At 60.3% G+C, this 17,344-nt stretch carries 16 protein-coding genes and 1 rRNA gene; 3 read left to right on the forward strand and 14 right to left on the reverse strand.

All coding sequences use genetic code 11. The features are described from left to right. Positions 1-129, reverse strand: a 16S ribosomal RNA gene (locus L6762_RS09400); the annotation flags it as partial. An 853-nt stretch (positions 130-982) separates the two neighbouring features. Here L6762_RS09400 and L6762_RS09405 point away from each other — a divergent pair. After that, positions 983-1,966 carry an LLM class flavin-dependent oxidoreductase gene (locus L6762_RS09405; RefSeq protein WP_237186995.1) on the forward strand — a complete coding sequence of 328 codons (984 nt, stop codon included), beginning with the start codon at positions 983-985 and terminating at the stop codon, positions 1,964-1,966. Between the two features lie 208 nt (positions 1,967-2,174). Here L6762_RS09405 and L6762_RS09410 read toward each other — a convergent pair whose 3' ends face one another. The 6 genes from L6762_RS09410 to L6762_RS09435 form a co-directional block, all read right to left on the reverse strand. Further along, positions 2,175-2,954, reverse strand: coding sequence for a response regulator transcription factor (locus tag L6762_RS09410; protein ID WP_237186996.1), 780 nt, complete (start codon positions 2,952-2,954; stop codon positions 2,175-2,177). A 35-nt stretch (positions 2,955-2,989) separates the two neighbouring features. Then, positions 2,990-4,438 carry a sensor histidine kinase gene (locus tag L6762_RS09415; RefSeq protein ID WP_237186997.1) on the reverse strand — a complete coding sequence of 483 codons (1,449 nt, stop codon included), beginning with the start codon at positions 4,436-4,438 and terminating at the stop codon, positions 2,990-2,992. A 91-nt stretch (positions 4,439-4,529) separates the two neighbouring features. After that, positions 4,530-5,066, reverse strand: a complete 537-nt coding sequence (locus L6762_RS09420) for a DUF421 domain-containing protein (protein WP_237186998.1) — start codon at positions 5,064-5,066, stop codon at positions 4,530-4,532. A 56-nt stretch (positions 5,067-5,122) separates the two neighbouring features. Further along, on the reverse strand, positions 5,123-5,977 hold the full coding sequence (locus L6762_RS09425; protein ID WP_237186999.1) for a uroporphyrinogen-III synthase: 855 nt from the start codon (positions 5,975-5,977) through the stop codon (positions 5,123-5,125). 41 nt (positions 5,978-6,018) lie between these two features. Then, entirely contained in the window at positions 6,019-6,702 is a 684-nt protein-coding gene (locus tag L6762_RS09430) for an Abi family protein (RefSeq protein WP_237187000.1), read from the reverse strand. Between the two features lie 119 nt (positions 6,703-6,821). Beyond that, the gene (locus L6762_RS09435) at positions 6,822-7,484 is read right to left on the reverse strand and encodes a DNA alkylation repair protein (RefSeq protein ID WP_237187001.1); all 663 of its coding nucleotides are present in this window, start codon (positions 7,482-7,484) and stop codon (positions 6,822-6,824) included. Between the two features lie 139 nt (positions 7,485-7,623). Here L6762_RS09435 and L6762_RS09440 point away from each other — a divergent pair, with 139 nt between their 5' ends. Continuing rightward, a complete protein-coding gene (locus tag L6762_RS09440) occupies positions 7,624-8,304 on the forward strand; it encodes a TetR/AcrR family transcriptional regulator (RefSeq protein WP_237187002.1) in 681 nt (226 codons plus the stop codon). Between the two features lie 40 nt (positions 8,305-8,344). Here the strand turns inward: L6762_RS09440 and dnaB are convergent, their stop codons facing one another. The 3 genes from dnaB to L6762_RS09455 form a co-directional block, all read right to left on the reverse strand. Then, positions 8,345-11,566 (reverse strand): replicative DNA helicase, encoded by a 3,222-nt coding sequence (gene dnaB, locus L6762_RS09445; RefSeq protein WP_237187003.1) that lies wholly within the window; start codon positions 11,564-11,566, stop codon positions 8,345-8,347. A gap of 84 nt (positions 11,567-11,650) precedes the next feature. Further along, the gene (locus L6762_RS09450) at positions 11,651-12,016 is read right to left on the reverse strand and encodes a hypothetical protein (protein ID WP_237187004.1); all 366 of its coding nucleotides are present in this window, start codon (positions 12,014-12,016) and stop codon (positions 11,651-11,653) included. A 9-nt stretch (positions 12,017-12,025) separates the two neighbouring features. Then, positions 12,026-12,373: a hypothetical protein gene (locus tag L6762_RS09455; protein WP_237187005.1), complete on the reverse strand. Its 348-nt coding sequence runs from the start codon at positions 12,371-12,373 to the stop codon at positions 12,026-12,028. A gap of 146 nt (positions 12,374-12,519) precedes the next feature. Between L6762_RS09455 and L6762_RS09460 the strand changes: the two genes are divergently transcribed. Continuing rightward, positions 12,520-13,497 carry a siderophore-interacting protein gene (locus tag L6762_RS09460; protein WP_237187006.1) on the forward strand — a complete coding sequence of 326 codons (978 nt, stop codon included), beginning with the start codon at positions 12,520-12,522 and terminating at the stop codon, positions 13,495-13,497. A 26-nt stretch (positions 13,498-13,523) separates the two neighbouring features. On the opposite strand, the gene L6762_RS09465 is transcribed toward L6762_RS09460, so the two are convergent. The 4 genes from L6762_RS09465 to L6762_RS09480 form a co-directional block, all read right to left on the reverse strand. Beyond that, complete coding sequence (locus L6762_RS09465) at positions 13,524-14,660, reverse strand: glycerate kinase (protein WP_237187007.1); 1,137 nt, start codon at positions 14,658-14,660, stop codon at positions 13,524-13,526. A 23-nt stretch (positions 14,661-14,683) separates the two neighbouring features. Continuing rightward, positions 14,684-14,998 (reverse strand): DMT family transporter, encoded by a 315-nt coding sequence (locus L6762_RS09470; RefSeq protein ID WP_237187008.1) that lies wholly within the window; start codon positions 14,996-14,998, stop codon positions 14,684-14,686. Between the two features lie 357 nt (positions 14,999-15,355). Next, a complete protein-coding gene (locus L6762_RS09475; protein ID WP_237187009.1) occupies positions 15,356-16,645 on the reverse strand; it encodes a DUF418 domain-containing protein in 1,290 nt (429 codons plus the stop codon). 328 nt (positions 16,646-16,973) lie between these two features. Beyond that, positions 16,974-17,300 (reverse strand): hypothetical protein, encoded by a 327-nt coding sequence (locus L6762_RS09480; protein ID WP_237187010.1) that lies wholly within the window; start codon positions 17,298-17,300, stop codon positions 16,974-16,976. Positions 17,301-17,344: the final 44 nt, after the last annotated feature.

Consider the following 17,344-nt stretch of genomic DNA (forward strand, 5'->3'; position numbering starts at 1 on the left):
CAGGTTACTCACGTATTACTCACCCGTTCGCCACTAATCCACCCAGCAAGCTGGGCTTCATCGTTCGACTTGCATGTGTTAAGCACGCCGCCAGCGTTCGTCCTGAGCCAGAATCAAACTCTCCGTTGAAAAAATGAAGTAGTTGATGATCCTAGTCTCTGATTGTTAGCGAACCATTCACCACGGGGTGGTGTGGTTCGAGCTGACGAATCTGAAACCAATTGATTATCAAATTCTGTGAGAAACCGTTGGTTTCTCACATGTTGTATAAATATTTGGTATCAGTTCAATTTCCATATCACTCCAGGACCGTTGTGGTCTTGGTATTGTGATGATGGACGATAAGAATGTTATTTATAACATTGGTACGCTATTGAGTTTTCAAGCAACAAACCGCATTCTCAACCCTAGCCAGTAAAACTGGCCGGTGTTTCGTATCGGTCATTCTCAGTTTTTCGTGTTACCCGTTTGGGCAACTCGTCTAGTCTATCGCGTTTCTTTTCTGTGTGTCAACTCGGTGTTCCGTGTTGTGTTTCACAGTGGCTTTTGGCTGGTTTATTACTTCAAAATCTCACTCGCTTGAGGTGAGGTTTCTCGGCTCCGGCTTGGGCCTGAATTCGCTATGTGACTAGGTGTTTTGTCGCTTGGCGGGTTTCCCCTGTGCCGTGGCGACTCGTAATACTCTACGCAGGTTCAAAACACTTCGCAAGTCGAAAATGACCCCAAAAACCACCCACAGGCGTCCGTACACCCATTTTTAGCCCCGCAAAGCACCTCCACCAACAGTATTTCACCTAGTCACAGGCGGTCAGTGAGGCAGGTCTATGGCTCACATCTATGACCCACTACACCTAAAATTCTTTGAAAAACCTTCAAAACTCCCCCAAACTGCCCTCCCTGACCCCTTTTCAAGGAATATTGCACCCCTCTCTGCCCGTTATGCCAGGCGTACACAACCCCTATATAGAGAAGGACATTCACCATGCCAGCCCTATCCCTGCTCGACTTTGCCCTCATTTTCCCGGGTGAACGCCCCGCAGACAGCTTCAAACGCTCTGTAGCGCTAGCCCAGCACGCAGAGAAACTCGGCTACGAACGCATCTGGTACGCAGAACACCACAACATGCAGCGCATTGCCTCAGCAGCCCCGGCAGTGCTTATTGCCCACGTTGGTGCACAGACCTCAACCATTCGACTGGGAGCTGGCGGTGTCATGCTGCCCAACCACTCCCCTCTTACCGTGGCAGAACAGTTTGGCACCCTGGCCGAAATGTACCCCGACCGCATCGACCTGGGCCTGGGCCGGGCACCCGGTACCGACATGCGCACCCTCGCCGCCTTGCGCCGGGACCCGCAGGACGCAGAGAACTTCCCCCAGGACGTCCAGGAACTCGCCGGCTATCTGAGCGGGGACACCCGGGTGCCCGGCGTCCACGCCACCCCGGGGGCAGGGACCAATGTGCCCCTCTACATTCTGGGCTCCTCCCTCTTCGGTGCTTCCCTCGCTGGCGCCCTGGGCCTGCCCTATGCCTTTGCCTCCCACTTCGCCCCCACTCACCTGGAACAGGCCATAGCGGTCTACCGCGAGCGCTTCACCCCCTCAGAGCAACTAGAGCAGCCCTACGTGATCGCTGCGGCTAACGTGATTGCCGCCGATACAGAAGAGGACGCCCGCGCCCAGCAGGTGATTGCGCACCGGCAGCGGGTGAAGTCCATGATGCGCCTAGATGACCGCGACCTGAGCGACGACGAGCTGGATATGCTGGTCGCTTCACCCCAGGGCCAGCAAATCCTGGACATGCTGCGCTACACCGCGGTAGGCGCCTCGGAGCAGGTAGGTGACTACCTCACCCGCTTCGCTGATTCGGTACAGGCCGACGAGCTAATGATTTCTAATCTCTCCCCCAGCACGGAACAGGCCCACCGCGGCCTTGAGGTGCTGGCGCAGGCCATGATTCAGAAATAGAACGAGTTACTAACAAGGCAAAGGTGGAACAGGCTCACAGCGAAGCTGTTGGCACGGGGCTGGCGTGAATCGCTGGTGATGAGCACCGAGATTCCGAGCGCGCGAGGAAAATAAATCTCGGTGCGAATCTGGCGAGCTTGCGAGCCAGCTTGCGAACCAGCGAGAGGGTCGACAGCGAGCGTGAGCCTGTTCCACCTTTTATAGATAGTTACCCCTCTAGAAAAGCCAAGACCGCGCGGACGCGGCGGTTGCCGGTATCGGCGGGTAGGTCGAGCTTGTCGAAGATATTGCCCACGTGCTTGGCGACGGTTGCCGGGGATATGAAAAGTTCAGCTTCAATCTCTGCGTTTGACCGCCCCTGGGCCATGAGCCGCAGGATTTCCAGCTCGCGCGGGGAAAGCCTGGCCAGCTTGCCCCCTACCGGGTGCGCTGCCTGGCCGGACTGGCGGGCGGACGCTCCCCCGCTGCCCCCTGCCCCGGGGTAGGGAGAGGGGGTGGGGGCGTCCGCACCGGAAGTACCCGCCGGGGTGCCGGGTATCTGCCCGCTAGAGGTGCCGCCGAGAAGGTGCTGGACGACGTCCGGGTCGATGACGGTGCCACCTGCCACCACGGTTTCAAGGGCGCGGGCGAATTCTTCGACGTCCCCCACCCTGTCTTTGAGCAGGTAGCCCAGCCCCGCCGCAGAGCGGGCGAAAAGTTCGCGGGCGTAGGCGGTGGTGATGTACTGGGAGAGCACCACGATGGGCAGGCCGGGGTAGGTCTCGCGCAGCTGTAGGGCGGCTTTGAGGCCGTCAGAGGTGTGGGTGGGAGGCATACGCACATCGGTGATGACGGCGTCGACACCCTCCCCCGCCATAGCCGCATCAACGGCGGTGAGCAGGGTGGGGGCGTCCTCGGCTTCTGCAAGCACGGAGTGCCCCAGCGCTCCTAGCACCATCGTCAGTCCCTGGCGGAGCAGGGCGGAATCTTCGGCGAGGATAATGCGCATGGGGCACCTTTCGTGACAACGTTTCACGTGAAACGCTACAGGGTTGTTGAGCCCTTGGGTAGGGGCAGGGCGAGGGTCAGGCGGGTGGGCCCACCGGCAGGGGAATCTACCTGTACCGTGCCACCCAGGGCAGCAGCGCGTTCTACCAGGCCGGCGAGTCCGGTGCCACGGGCGGGGTCAGCGCCGCCGATACCGTTGTCCTCTACCGTAACCACCAGGGACTCCCCCGCTACGAAGGTAGAGAGTGAGACAAACTGGGCCTGGGCGTGCTTGAGGGTGTTGGTCAGGGCCTCGTTGGCGGTGTAGTAGGCGGTGCGCTCGATATCGCGCGGCAGGCGGGTGGGGGCGTCGTAGGTCAGGTGGACCGGCAGGACGCTGTGGCGCACCAGTTCTTCCAGGGCGGCTTTGAGGCCGTGGTCTTCGAGCACTGCCGGGTAGATACCGCGGACGGTGTCGCGCAGGGTCTGCTGGGCGTGGGAGAGCTGGGTGCGGGCCTCGGTGACGTGGTTGAGTAGGGCTGCGGCGCGGGCGTCCTGGGTGTCGGCAGCCAGGTTCTTCGCTTCCATCTCGGCTAGGCCAAGGCGCAGGTTGAGGTTGACCAGTTCCTGCTGGACGCCGTCGTGCAGGTTGCGTTCGATACGGCGGCGTTCACCCTCGAAGGCGTCGACGATGGTGGCGCGGGAGGCGGTCAGACGGGCCAGCTGACGCTCCTGCTCCTCGGGGCGAGGAGAAAGAATGAGCTTGGAGAGGCTTCCACCGGTGGCAGCCAGCAGACCGTTGACGTAGGCGAAGATAATGAGCAGAACGGGGATAGCTGCCAGGAAGACCCACCAGTACTGGGGGGAGATTTCGGTAATGGGGCCGTTCAGCAGGTTACTGTTGCTGTCGGCAAGATAGTTGTACTGGTAGTCGGTGAAGAAATCGATGCTCTGGCCCCAGTCGATATCGATATAAAGGCTGTTGCCCCTGCCGGTGTAGTAGGTGAAGCCAGCCAGTACCGCCAGCAGGCTCATTTCTGCGGCAAGAATTATGCCGGCCAGCCAGCCCCAGAGGGTGGTCAGCGCCAGGGAGCCGACCTCGCGCCAGGTGGCAATTTCTTTGAGACGGAAGAGGACTCCCTGCCAGAAGCTGGCGTTGGGGTAGTCGACGTGACCGTTGGCGATCACCCCGTGGCCGGTCTTTGCCAGGCGCCAGCGCTCATAGACCGCAAACCCGATAGCGACAAAGGGTAGAACCGCAATACCGATAATGGAGGCGGTCAGACCCGTCACCAGGGAGGCAACAATGCCCTGGGCTACCAGCACGGCAAACGCGATCCAGGGGCCAGCAGTGAAAATATAGAAGGGGTTAGCCATACGGCGCCACAGGCTCTTGACGGGCTTGGGCTGGCCGGCGGGGTCAGTATCAAAGGACGCCGGTGCTTGGCTCCCTGCCGCGGGTGCGGCAGGTGCGGCGTCATGCAGGGTGTAATCGGTGCTTGTCATACTTCTATTCTTTCGCGGCTACCGCCCGCGCACAGTGGGGCGGTCTCTACTCTTACTCCACCCGCACCCCAGCTGTCGGGTAGAGCTAGCTCTACCTCGGGCGTCCTGGCCGCTTCTTCAACACCTTATCGGCGCCCACCACTCCACGCAGCAGCTGCGGATCGATCTCCACGCCCTCACGCACAATCGACAGCTGGCCGGTAGCTTCCAGCACCACGCACTGCACCTGACTCAGCTGCGACACCCCGGCCTTCCGCAGGGCCGCGTACACCTCAGCCGGCGCCAAATGCGAGCGCTTCAGATGGCGCACCACAAACTTGCCATGAGCCATAATCACCCGGGGCTTGTGGTTGATATGCCGAATACCGGTGACCGACTGCACCGCACCAAAGATACTCTCCAGCAGCATGAGCGTGCCCAGACCCACCATGCCCGACGCCAGCGTCGGCGGGTGCCCAATAATCACACGGCCAGCCACCGCGCCAAACATAATGATGATGACCGCATCAAAACCGTTCCAGCCGCTCAGCACCCGCACACCGAAGATACGCACCAGCACCAAAAAGGTCAGGTAGATACCCACAGCAGAGAGCATCACCACCGGAATACGCCAGGGCTCGATCCCCAAATACTCAACTAGCGCAGGACCCCACCCCTGCGGCGGCTCGAAGATACCCACCGGCCCTACCTATCAGAAAGAGCTGCGGTTAGCTCCTTGACCAGAGCCCCCAGGCGGAAACGCTCGGGGGCAAGAGGGGTAATGCCCACCTCTTCCAGCGGCTCAGCCGTCACCGGCCCCACAGCAGCAGCAATAATTCCCGCCTTAAAAGCCTCAACTACCTGTGGCAGCACACCCCGAGCAGACGCCACCTCAAACAGGGCAGTCACCGCAGGAGCAGCAGTAAACGTCACCGCATCCAGCTCAGAGTTCACCAGGGCATCAATCAGCTCATCCACCAGCTCAGGACGCTCAGGAGCCTCCCACCGGTGCGGCACCACAGCCGTCACCCGCGCCCCCGCAGCCACCAGGCGCTCCTCCTGCGCCGCATCCGGCAACCCGTGCTGCTGCACCACCACATGCTTACCCGCAACACCGCGCTCCAGCGCCAAATCCACCAAAGCCGACGTGCGCTCCTGCGCCGCCATACCGGCGTCCTCAAACCCCAAACCACGCACCGCACCCCTACCCTTAGCGCCACGCACCAAAATCGTAGCCCCCGCAAGAGCCTGCCTCAGCTGCTCCTCAAGACCGCGCTCGCGGGCAGAATCAAACCAGCCGTTCAGGCCGTAACCGGTAGTGACCAGCAGGACGTCGGGGTGGTGGGCAATAATGTGGTCGGTGGCCGCGTGCAACTCGGTGTCGTCTGCTACCGGCACAATACGGACGGCGGGGGCCACCAGCACACGCGCACCCTGCCGCTCGAAAGCAGCAACCTGCTCCTGAATACGACGGGAGGCCGTCACGGCAATGGTCTTACCGACCAGCAGGCCGGCATCGGGAGCGGCGGACGCGCGGGGTGAGGAAGCTGAGGAAGTCATAACACCAGGGTACCGCCGGGGTGGAAATGACAGAAGAATCCCTACTCCGAGGGACGATTTTCTAAATACAAGTTCACAGAACTTGTTTGGCGAAGATGCTCACCGAGCTCCGGGAGAAACATGAAAGCGAGCATACCGATAGCCTGATGGGCCGCAGTAATCTCTTGCAACCTTCTGTTAGTAAATAAAGGCTCGTGGTGCGCTGCACGGTTACGCACACCGTTCACAAGAGCAAGTGCACGATCTACTTTCTTCCGGTCTGTTCTAGCAGGAAAAGCTTCGTGCAGGTAGGGCACCCATAAGGTTTTCTCTAATGCCGCTGAAGTAAGGTGACGCCAGAACCCAAAAGATAACTCAGCAATAATTTGCCCAGGTAGGGGGTTCGATAAGCGAGTACGTTTCGCCGCTTCATCAATACTTAAACGGTTACGAGCATTCAGGTCTCTTTGCTGTCCATTCCTTACTCGTATTAGAGGGGTCCTCACAGGTGAGAGAGAGTCAAGTAACCAGTGATCTGAACCAGACCATGAGTCAGAAAGCAGACGATCATAAGCATTGCGAAGAGCAACTTCGATATGGGCAACATCGTGCATTATTGCCCCTGCCAGCTGAGTATTCCACTCGTACAGACGCAGAGCTAAATCAAAATCTTCCTGGGCGGCGCTCTTATAGGTTTCCCATCTTTCTGCTGAAAGCCACTGCTCTACCCAATAAGTTTCCTGCATCCTAGGCATCACTCCTTTGTGATATGACAATGCCCCGGCGAGAATACTCCAAAACAAGTTTGAAGTAGCGCTCCACCGGGGCTTCTACGCTTCAGAATACCAGCCAATCATTCATTTATCTAGAGCCTCTTAGAGCCCTCGCGCACGCTCAGAGGGGCCATGCGGGCGCCGTGGCGGGCAATGAAGTCGGCAACCCAGGCGGGGTCGGTCTTGGAATACTCGCGCAGGGACCAGCCAATGGCCTTATTGATAAAGAACTCCTTAGAACCAAAGTTGAGGGTGATGACTTCTTCGAGCAGGACGGTATCGGTAGCGGCCTTGCGGGGGCGCTGATGGTCAATGGCGACGCGCCGGACCCACATGTTGGCGTCCTGCGCCCAGTCAAGAATGAGGTCGTCGTTGGGGTTACGCCAGAGGATTTCGCCGACCATGGTGTCGAGGCGGTCAACGGTGTCCCACCAGCTTTTCTCTTCGATGAAATCCCGCAACCAGTCGATGTCTTCAGGTTCGAGGTAGCGGCGCAGGGCGTGTAGATAATCGAGCGCTGCGTACTGGAACTCCCGTTCCGGGGCCTGCCAGCAGGCCTCAATGAAGCTGCGGTCTATGCCCTGAGTCTTCGCTTCTACCCGGGCCTCTGCCAGCAGGGGTTTGATGAGTTCCCGGCGCTGCGGGGTTTTAATTCCCAGGAAGGGGAATTGATTGCGCATATAGGCGACCATGGGGGCAGCATTGGCGGGATTGGACGCCGCAACCAGGGTTTCATGCAGGGTAGAGAAGTTCATGGTGCTCTTTCAGGTGATGAGTTAGCAGGGTTCGCGAACGAGTCTTTTAGCCCACTCTACATAATTCAACAAGTGGGGATATTATTCCACACTTGATGAATTTCATCTACAGGTGGGGAATTTTGGGTAGACTGGGCGTATGGCAGCTCAGCACTCTACTACTTCCGGCTCCCCCCGCGGACGACGCAGCGGCGGCACCCGCTCCCGCGACGACATTTTGCGGGCAGCAACCAATCTCTTTGCTGAACACGGGTTCGAGGGTACTTCTGTACGGGCTATCGCTGCGCAGGCCAAGGTTGACCCCGCCCTCATTCGACATTTCTTTGGGTCAAAAGAAGCACTCTTTACAACCCTGCTCAATGAGGTGATGGAACTTTCAACCAGTCAGGCCACAACACTCAGCAGCGGCGACCGGGCTACCGATCTTGTCGCGACCTACCTGCACCTGTGGGAATCACCCGAGACAGGGCCGCTGCTTATAGGTCTAGTTCGTTCGGCTCTTGCGTCAGCCACGGGGGCACCCGCCATCAAGGAAGCTCTGGCGCAGCACCTTACCCAAAGCTGTGCCGACCCGCTGAAGCTTAGCCTGGATGAGGCGTCCGCGGAGCTCCTCAGCACCCAACTTCTGGGGCTAGCCGTGGGGCGCTACCTTCTACAGCTCCCCCACCTTGCCGCGCTCAGCACCGATGAACTGGCTGAACGCACCGCACCTGCCGTTCGGAGCTACCTTGAGGGGAATTCTCGCTCCCGTAAGACCCGGCCCGAGTCGAAAAAGAAGAGCCCCCAGGAGCAGCTGTCGCTGTTTGATGGTCTCTTCTAACGAGAGGGCCGTCTCCTGGGGGCTTGTTTTTAGGCTGGGGTTAGAAGGTTTCGGTGCCGGTGTAGGAATCGTGCACCATGTTGGCAAAGCGCGAGTAGTGGCCCTGGAAGGCGACCGCGATGGTTTTGGTGGGGCCGTTACGGTGCTTAGCGACGATGACGTCCGCCTCGCCTGCGCGGGTTGATTCCTTCTCGTAGTAGTCCTCGCGGTGCAAGAGAATGACCATGTCAGCGTCCTGTTCAATAGAGTTATGAACGGTGATGCCGTTGGCGATGAAGTTGTGGTCCCCTAGCACAGTGGCGTCGAAGACCTCTTCTTCCCCCTCGTACTCGATAGAAGTGACGGTGTCCCAGAAAAGGTCATTGACCGCAAGCATGTCGAGCTCAGCGGCATCAAGGACGCTAGCTACTTGAGTCAGCACAGGAGCACTCGTGCGTACGCCAGCAGATGTAAGAGCATCAGCTACTCGAGTAGGTTCGCTCAAAACATCACCTACCTGCCCCCAGACCTGCTCATTCCTACCCAGCGGAACACCGGCGTCCGGAATCTCGATTTCTTGAACCTCAAAGCTAAACCGGACTAAATCATCCGACTCAGTCACAGACAGAGAACCATCTTCAACGACCGTTGAAATACCAAAACGTAGAAGCAGAAGGCTTACCTGCTCAGCAACCGGTCGAGGCAGATTTACCGTAACCGATGAATCTACAGTCTGTACGCCTAAGAACACTGAGCGCAGGAAAAGGCGAATCTGCTCTTTCGGTAAGGAAAATACCTTAGAGGGAACACCCAGCACAGGTGCTGTAGAAGCAGCTTCGATGACCTGTTCGTCACTCCAGTGCGTCCGGGCAGACGGCCCGTTAACGTGGCGGGGTACACCCAAACGATCCCCAACTGCAAGCTCACCCAGACCCTTCCAGCCTGTGTAGGTAAAGAAGGGGTGATTGGCGGTAGCGCGCAGGGTCTTACCCGAAGCTAGCGTTAGACGATACACAGGTTTCACGCCCGTAGAAAAGACGTGGGTCAGGTGCCGCTCCACAAAACGCATATCGCCCCCCAGGGACCATACCGGGACGTCCTGAGCGCCCTGCTCAAAAAGCTCGCCCATCGTTGTTTCAGCTCCCGTATCAGAGCGAAGCACACGAGTATCGGCAGTCAGACAGCCCGACTCGCGAAGGTCCGACACCTGCGGCTTCTTGTCGGTACGCTGCTCAGAGCCACGGTTCAGCTGCGAGAGGGCAATCAGGGGCACCTCAAGCTCCTTAGCCATCAGCTTGAGGGCACGCGAGAACTCCGAAACTTCCTGCTGGCGCGACTCAACCTTCTTACCCGAGCTCATCAGCTGCAGGTAGTCCAGAACAATCAGCTTGAGGTTATTCTTCTGCTTCAGGCGGCGGGCCTTAGCGCGAATCTCCATCAGGGTCATGTTGGGTGAATCGTCGATAAAGAGCGGAGCGGAGTCCATCTTGCCCATGGCGGTAGCAATCTTGGCCCACTGGTCATCGTCCAGCTTGCCCTTGCGTAGGTCGGACAGATTAATGCCAGCCTCAGCCGACAGAATCTTCATAGCAATTTCATTGCGGCCCATTTCCAGCGAGAAGAACACCGTGGTCATACCGTGCTTAATGGCAGCAGACCGGGCGATGTCTAGGGCAAACGTAGAATTATGGGTGGGCACAAAAGCGCGAGAAGCCAAGAAAAGATGCTGCTCATTATCCACCTCAATACAGCGCACCGGTACAGAATCAACAGGCTCCACAGCAACAATGTAGCGAGAGCTCCGCTTAGCGGTCGGACGGGCATCGCGGCCACGGTGCATTTGCTTCTTGCGAGACAGAGCAAAAACAGAATCAGAGGAAGAGAAGGTCAGCTTGTAGGCCGTCGACGTAGCCTCGCTACTACCCTTGACCTTTTTCGTTGCCATACCCGTGCGGTACCCCAAAGAAAGCGCCAGCTCCTGGGTATCAAGTGCCAGCTGGCGGTTCGTCACCGTGAACTGAATACACCCGGCGTTTGTAACAGTGCCGTCGCTATCGAGCAGCCCTGCCAGCAAAGCTCGGCGCTGCGCTTCAGAGGCCCGTAGGTACTGCATAGGAATGTGCTTATTATTCAGAACGCCCAGAGTACGTAGGCTCTCAGCACTCGGAGCCAAGGCTGTTGAGTCATCACCCAACCAAATTCCCAGGGTGTAGGGGGCGACTAGTAGGTCAGCTTCGGGCAGTTGGAGTGGGTGGGTGTTAGCAATGGAGTGGTTGGCTCGACGGTCAGCCGTCGCGCAGCGAACCGTCTCACGAATCTCAGCGGTGGTGCGCACCTGCGCGCCCACGGACGTCCGCACACGCCCTCCGCCTGAACCCGCCAGAGCTGACGAGCGGGCCCGACGGGACGCGCGGGTTTCGGTGAGCCACTGGTGCTCGGCGTCGGCAATGATTTCGGTTCCGTCATCAAAAATGACCTTGAAGCAGGGCCGCCCGGTCATCACGTCGGTAGCGTTCGTGACGGTCGTGGGGTGCCCGTCTGCACCCAGAACGGTGTCGCCCACGCGGATATCGCCCATGGTGGTCCAGCCTGTGGGGGTGGGGATGGGGGTATCAAGGGCGAGCGCTTTACCCATTGCCGGACGCGCCGCAATCACGATCATCTGCCCGGCCTGCAGGCCGGCGGTGAGCTCGTCGAACTCGATGAAGCCGGTGGGCACGCCGTGGATGCCGCCGTCGCGGGAGCCGTTGGCCTCAATCTCTTCGACCGTGCTGTTCATGGCCTCAGAGAGGGGGACGTAGTCTTCCTTGGTGTTGTTGGCAGAGACACCGTAAATCTCGGCCTGGGCGGCGTTGACCAGAGCCTCAGCCTCGCCGTCGCCGGAGTAGCCCAGCTGCACAATCTTGGTGCCAGCCTCAACCAGGCGGCGGAGCATGGCGCGTTCAGCCACAATTTCGGCGTAGAAACCGGCGTTAGCGGCGGTGGGGACGCCCGCAATCAGGGAATGCAGGTAGGCTGCCCCGCCCACGCGGTTCAGTTCGCCGCGCTTGGTTAGCTCGTCGGCTACGGTGATGGCGTCCGCCGGCTCGCCGTGCCCGTAGAGGTGGATGATGGCCTCATAGATCATCTCGTGGGCGGGCTTGTAGAAGTCAGCGCCGCCGCCGATGACCTCAACGACGTCGGCGATGGCGTCCTTGGAGAGCATCATGCCGCCCAGTACCGACTGCTCGGCGGTGTCGTCGTGCGGTGGTGTACGGACGAACTCAGACTGGCTCTCAGACAAGGCGGCCCCCTCGGTGGTGAAGAAAACGGTGAGCTTCTATCATCTCACCTGCGAGCGCCCGGAGACCACCGATTCGCTGTGAGACTAGATGCTGGTGAGGTAGTAGTAGACGGCAAAGAGGGCATAGAGCAGTACCAGGGTGGGGGCGGTGGCTGCTGCGATAAGGCGGGGTATGGAGGGGGTGCGGCGTAGGGCTGCGAGGAGGCAGAAGTAGCCGGGGGCTAGGGCCACGATAGCAAGAAGGATATTGGCACTAAAGGGGTCGTAACTGTAGGCTACCCACTCTTTGGCGACGGGCACGCCCATGAGGCCGAGGGGGACAGCGAGTAGGTGCGCTACGGGGGCCAGGATGAGGACGGCACCGATAGCCGTCAGAACGGTAGCCGACTTAGCATTGCGGGGGTTGGCGGTGTGAAAACCGGTGACGTGGGGTTGGGGGATGTCTGACATGGGGTTCTCCTAGGGGTGCAGGGCCGGGCCTTGTAAGAGAAGGGCCCCTGCCCAGGCGATGAGCAAGAGCAGGGCAACCAGTGCGATGGGGAGCCAGAGCCCCCAGTGGAGTGCCGTCTTGGCCTGGCCCCGGTAGATAGCAACCAGGCCAAGGATCAGCCCGAGGTTGTAGAAAGCGATTCCTATAAAGCCTGCGAGGGGGATGAGGATAAAAACAAGGGCGAGGTCAGGTTGGTAAAAGCCTAACGATGCAAACCAGGCAATGAGCGTGAAAATCGCTAGACTGAACCCGCCCCAGGTCAGCCAGCAGGCGGCCTTTCCCAGCGGGGAGCTGGTTGGGGTGAAGGTAGCTGTCATGGGTGCCTCCTTGGTGCCACAACTACATTGGTGTGATGGGCTTAACTTTATCTCGGTAGCATGGGTTCTAGCTAGAGTACTTAAGTACTAGAGATTGAGCCGGCCAGTGCCAAGAGGGGCTGGTCGTAGCCAGAGAAAGGACGCCGGTGGGCAGCACAAAGAGCAAGGGCAAGGACGCCAAGGAGCAGCTCAAGGAGCTCAAGACTGAGGTGAAGTACCTGAAGAAGGGGCAGAAGCAGCTGCTCAAGCGGGTGGAGAAGCTGGAAAAGGCGCTCGCCGCCGGGCAGGGGGCGGCGCTCACGGCCTCCCCTGTGCAGAACCCAGCCCGCCCCCAAGCTGCCGGGGGCAGCCGGGGCAGGGCGGGGACGTCCTACCCCCAGCCCATGAAGTCGGGCAAGTACCGGGGCGGCTACGCCCACTACCGGGTCACCGAGGTGGGGAACCTGACCCCCACCGTCATGCGGGTGATTGCCGAACCCGCTGACGGCAAGTGGGTTGAGGCCCAGGGGCTGGTGGGTGAGTACGTCTACCTGATCACCGGCAAGAAGGGGGAGGTACTGCCCACGCCGACCTTTGAGAAGGGCAAGGCGCGATGGAGCCAGCCGACCACCACCGCCAAGTACACGGTCAGGAACTTTGACGAGCGCACCGGGGCGCTGGAAATCAACATCATGCTGCACGAGCACGGGGCTGGGACGACCTGGGCCCGCACCGTTGCTGTGGGCGATAACGCCCATTTTCTGGGGGCGAAGTCGGGGTACTCCATCAGCAAGGACTACGACTTTTACCTGCTAGCCGGGGACGAAAGCGGCCTACCCGGTATGGCCCGTTGGATCGAGAGCCTGCCCGCGAGCGCCCGGGGTGTGGCCGTGATTGAGGTGCCTGGGGAGTCGTCACGGCAGGCGATTGCTGCCTCTGAGAATTTTGAGGTGGTTTGGGTGGATTCTGCCCAACGCGGAGCGTTGGCTGAGGCTGTGATGGGCTATCCCCTGCCGGAGGGGTCGGTGTGTACCTGGTTGGCGGGTGAGTCCGGGTCTATTCATCCCGTGCGTATTTGGGCGCGGCGGGAGCTGGGTGTGCCCAAGGGGCACGGCTACGCTAAGGGGTATTGGAAGAAGAAGTAGTCCTCGCGCCGTAGTAGGGGAAGGGTCTAGCGCAGGTGGGCACTGGCGATGGTGGCCGCTAGTTCGTGGAGGTAAGGACGCGGGTTGGCCAGGGATTCTTCCAGGGTGGCGACAGTATCGCCCACCACAGAGTAGACGGCCGTAAAACCGGCGGTGCGGGCCTGCTCGGGGGAGAGTTCACTGATTCCACAGACGGCGATAACCGGCAGGTTGCGGGCGGAGGCTTCTGCCGCAACCCCTGCCGGGCCCTTGCCTTGAAGGGTTTGCTCGTCGAATTTTCCTTCGCCGGTGATCACAAGATCAGCGCCGTCGAGGGCCCGGTGGAAGCCGGTGAGCTCAAAACAGACCTCAACGCCGGGGCGCATGGTGGCCCCGAGTATTGACAGGCAGGCAAAGCCCAGACCACCGGCAGCACCCGCACCGGGGGCGGTAGCGAATGTTCCACGTGAAACATTGAGGGCTTCTTCTACCGCATCGGCTAGTTTTTGCAGGTTCTGGTCAAGCTGGGGAACCTGCTCTTCAGTAGCCCCCTTCTGGGGCCCATAGACCGCAGCGGCACCGGACGGGCCACACAGCGGGTTGGTCACATCGCTAGCCATGATAATTTCTACCCCGGCCAGACGCTCATCGAGCCCGGTCAGATCAACTGAAGCCAGCTGCCCCAGCGCCCCGCCTCCAGGGGCAAGCTCACGCCCCGCAGCGTCCTGAAGTTTCACACCGAGCGCCTGCATGAGACCCGCTCCCCCATCGGTACTGGCCGACCCGCCCAGGCCAACCACGAGCGTCCGCGCACCCGCGCCCACCGCGTGCAGAATCAGCTCACCGGCGCCGAAGGAGGTGGCCCGCCAGGTGTCCAGCTGGTCTTCGCGCAGGCGGGCAATGCCGCCCGCTTCGGCAATTTCGAGGACGGCCGTGCATTCAGCCTGCGAGTAGGCGTAGCGGGCGGTCACCGGCTGACCGGCAAAGGGGCCTGTGACGGTGCAGGTGACTTCGCTGTAGCCGGCGGCCAGGGCGGCGTCTACGGTGCCGTCGCCGCCGTCCGCAATGGGGCAGGTGATGACCTCACACCCGCCAGCCTCCTCTAGCCCGGCGGCGAGCGCCTCGGTGAGCTGGGCACCGGTGAGCGTGCCCTTGAACTTATCGACAGCGAGTAAAACCTTCATGGGTCTATTATGCGCCTGTCTCTCTAGGAGGTGACTTTCAGCCCCACAATACCTGCCACAATCATGAGCAGGAAGAGCACCTTAAGCAGGGAAACAGGCTCGGTGCCGGTCGCCATGGCGTAGAGGACGGTGACGGTCGCACCGACGCCCACCCATACAGCATAAGCGGTACCGGTGGGCAGCTCCCGCATAGCATAGGCCAGGCCCACCATACTGAGAACCAGACCCCCGATAAAGACCAGGGTGGGGGTCAAGCGGGTCAGGCCCTCAGACTTACCCAGGGCCGTTGCCCAGACAGCTTCGAAAAGGCCAGAAATAATCAGAATAAGCCAGTGCATAAGCACCCATTCTAGGTGCGCACTCGCACAGTTTAAAACGACGAGGCCGGGTCCCCCGACCCGGCCTCATCAATACACACACATTTACACATCAGGGCTAGGCCCCATGCAAGAAACACACACTACTGCTTTCTTGAGATTCTCCAGGGCCACCCTGCGGGCGGCTGCTCTTTCGAACCTTGTACCTCTAGTATGGCGGAGCCTTCTTAAGCTCTTATATACCGTCCCTGTGTACAGCCTGGGAATGTGGAGCGGTAGTCTGTCTAGGGTTCTTAGCTCGTGTGCAGAGAAAACCGTGCACACACGCCAAGAAACCTAGACAGCGCCCCAGGCGCGGGTGAAGTCTCCACCCCTCAGCTAGTTCAGCCCACCCTTGCCGTAGGACATCCTGCGGTGCAGGGCCTCCAGCGGGCCGGGCTTGCCCGCCGCTTCAAGGATCACCGCTACGAGAACCGTCACCAGCCACCCGCCTGTGCCAACCAGCAGGAGCACCGAGGCACCGGCGTCCGCAAAGAGCCCCAGGGCAAAGCCGCCAAAGACGACCAAGAAAATCACCGACTGTAGCACATAACCGGTCATAGACCGCTTACCCAGGGCGATCAGGGGTCGAAGCGGGGCAGGGACGGGGGCACCGGCGTCCACCCGCTCCTGAACCCCGGCAAGTGCCAGCGCCAGCAGGGCAATAAAGCCCGGGCCACCCAGAACGCCCAGGGTCATGGTGAGCACCCCGAAAACGCCGGTATGCAGCACACCCAGGGCCTCAAGCCCGGCGGGGATGCCGGTGCCCAGGGCAGCGGCCAGGCCCACCCCGGCCAGCCAGACCAGTACCCGGCGGTGACGCGCGGGCTCAGCCAGCACGCCCTCTCGCGCCAGCACAAACCCCAGCAGCATCAAGGGAAGCAGCATGAAAGCCTGCAGGGGCACGCCGAGGAGGCTGCCCAGCAGCACAATCAGGCCGTTGAGCAGTACCGACCAGTAGCTTGTGACCTGCAACAAATCACCGCTGCCGCCGTTCAGTAGCTCCTGGAGCTGGCCAGAGCCCAGCACCGCCTGAAGCAGGAGCACCCCGGCCAGGGCCACCAGGTTGGTCACAGCAAAGAGCGTTCCAGCGACCCAGAGCAGGACCTTGGTGCGCACCGCAATCAGGCAGGCCATGAACAGGCCAATCAGGCCGTAAGCCAGCATAATGTCGCCCCAGAAAAGAAAGACCATGTGCAGGCCGCCAAAGATCGCCAGCATGCCGTAGCGGCGGGCAATCACTCCGCGGGCCTTCGGTAGAGGGTAGCCGCGCCGGTAGAGGCTGGCGGCAATCAGCCCCACACCAAAGCCCAGCAGGGTCGAGAACATGGGGAAGCCGCGGGCATGCACAAAGGAGGTGGTGAACATGATAGTCAGCTTGTCCCAGAAACTCCCGTCGACCACCCGCCCGGTCATAGACGCCGGGCCGCCCGCAAAGAGCACCCAGGCTGTAGCTACGTTGGCTACCGCAATGCCCCAGAGCATGAGCCCGCGGGCAACGTCGGGCACCAGCATACGCGAGCGGGTGGATGACGCCTGAGCCTGTGAAGGCTGAGGCTGCGGAGCCAAGGCCTGCGTGGACTGAGCCTGTGGTGGTTGTCGATGAGAGGGCTGGTTGGGGTGCTCCATTGCTACCTTTCGTGTGTGGGTCTCTGCTTCTACCTTAGAGAAAACGGAACTAGGGCACATCCGCCGGGCGGGTGAAAAACGCTTTAAACACCGATGGCGAGACCCCCATACTGGTCTCGCCATCGGTGAGTGAAAACCGGGTTCAGCATTACCCGCTTTTCGAAGCACACACACATTCGCTTCTTATAGCCTTTCGAGCTGTTACATCTATATAACCGCACTAGGCTTGAACTGGGTTTTGAGTTGCCTGGGAGCAAGCTGGGTATTTTCGCGGACGCCCGTGGGCGCCTCCCGGGCGCGGGCAGGCCCCGGCCAGCCCGGGGAATTTCTAGGAGAAGTAGCCAATCAGGAAGAACCAGAGCACCGGGTTAGCCAGCACAGACACCACCAGAATCATGATGAACCAGGCCGTGTGCCGGGCATAGCGCAGCAGCCCCACCAGGGCCAGCACAAAGGCTAGGGTAGCTGCTACGACAGAAACAGCCATAAACCCCAAGAAGGTGGCCAGAACCATTGAGGGTGACCCCACGTTCACCACAAAAGCCAACACCAGCGTCAGCACCGCCAGGCCCTCGGTCACCGCAGCTGCAAACAGCATCTGGGTGCTCTGGGGGCGGCGGGTGCGGGTAGAAGAAGGTGTTGATCGTAAAGCCATACCCTCTAGCATGCCAGACTCCCCTGTGAAAACCGCAAGCCCAC

This window comes from Rothia nasimurium (assembly GCF_928381705.1).
Lineage (GTDB): Bacteria > Actinomycetota > Actinomycetes > Actinomycetales > Micrococcaceae > Rothia > Rothia nasimurium_G.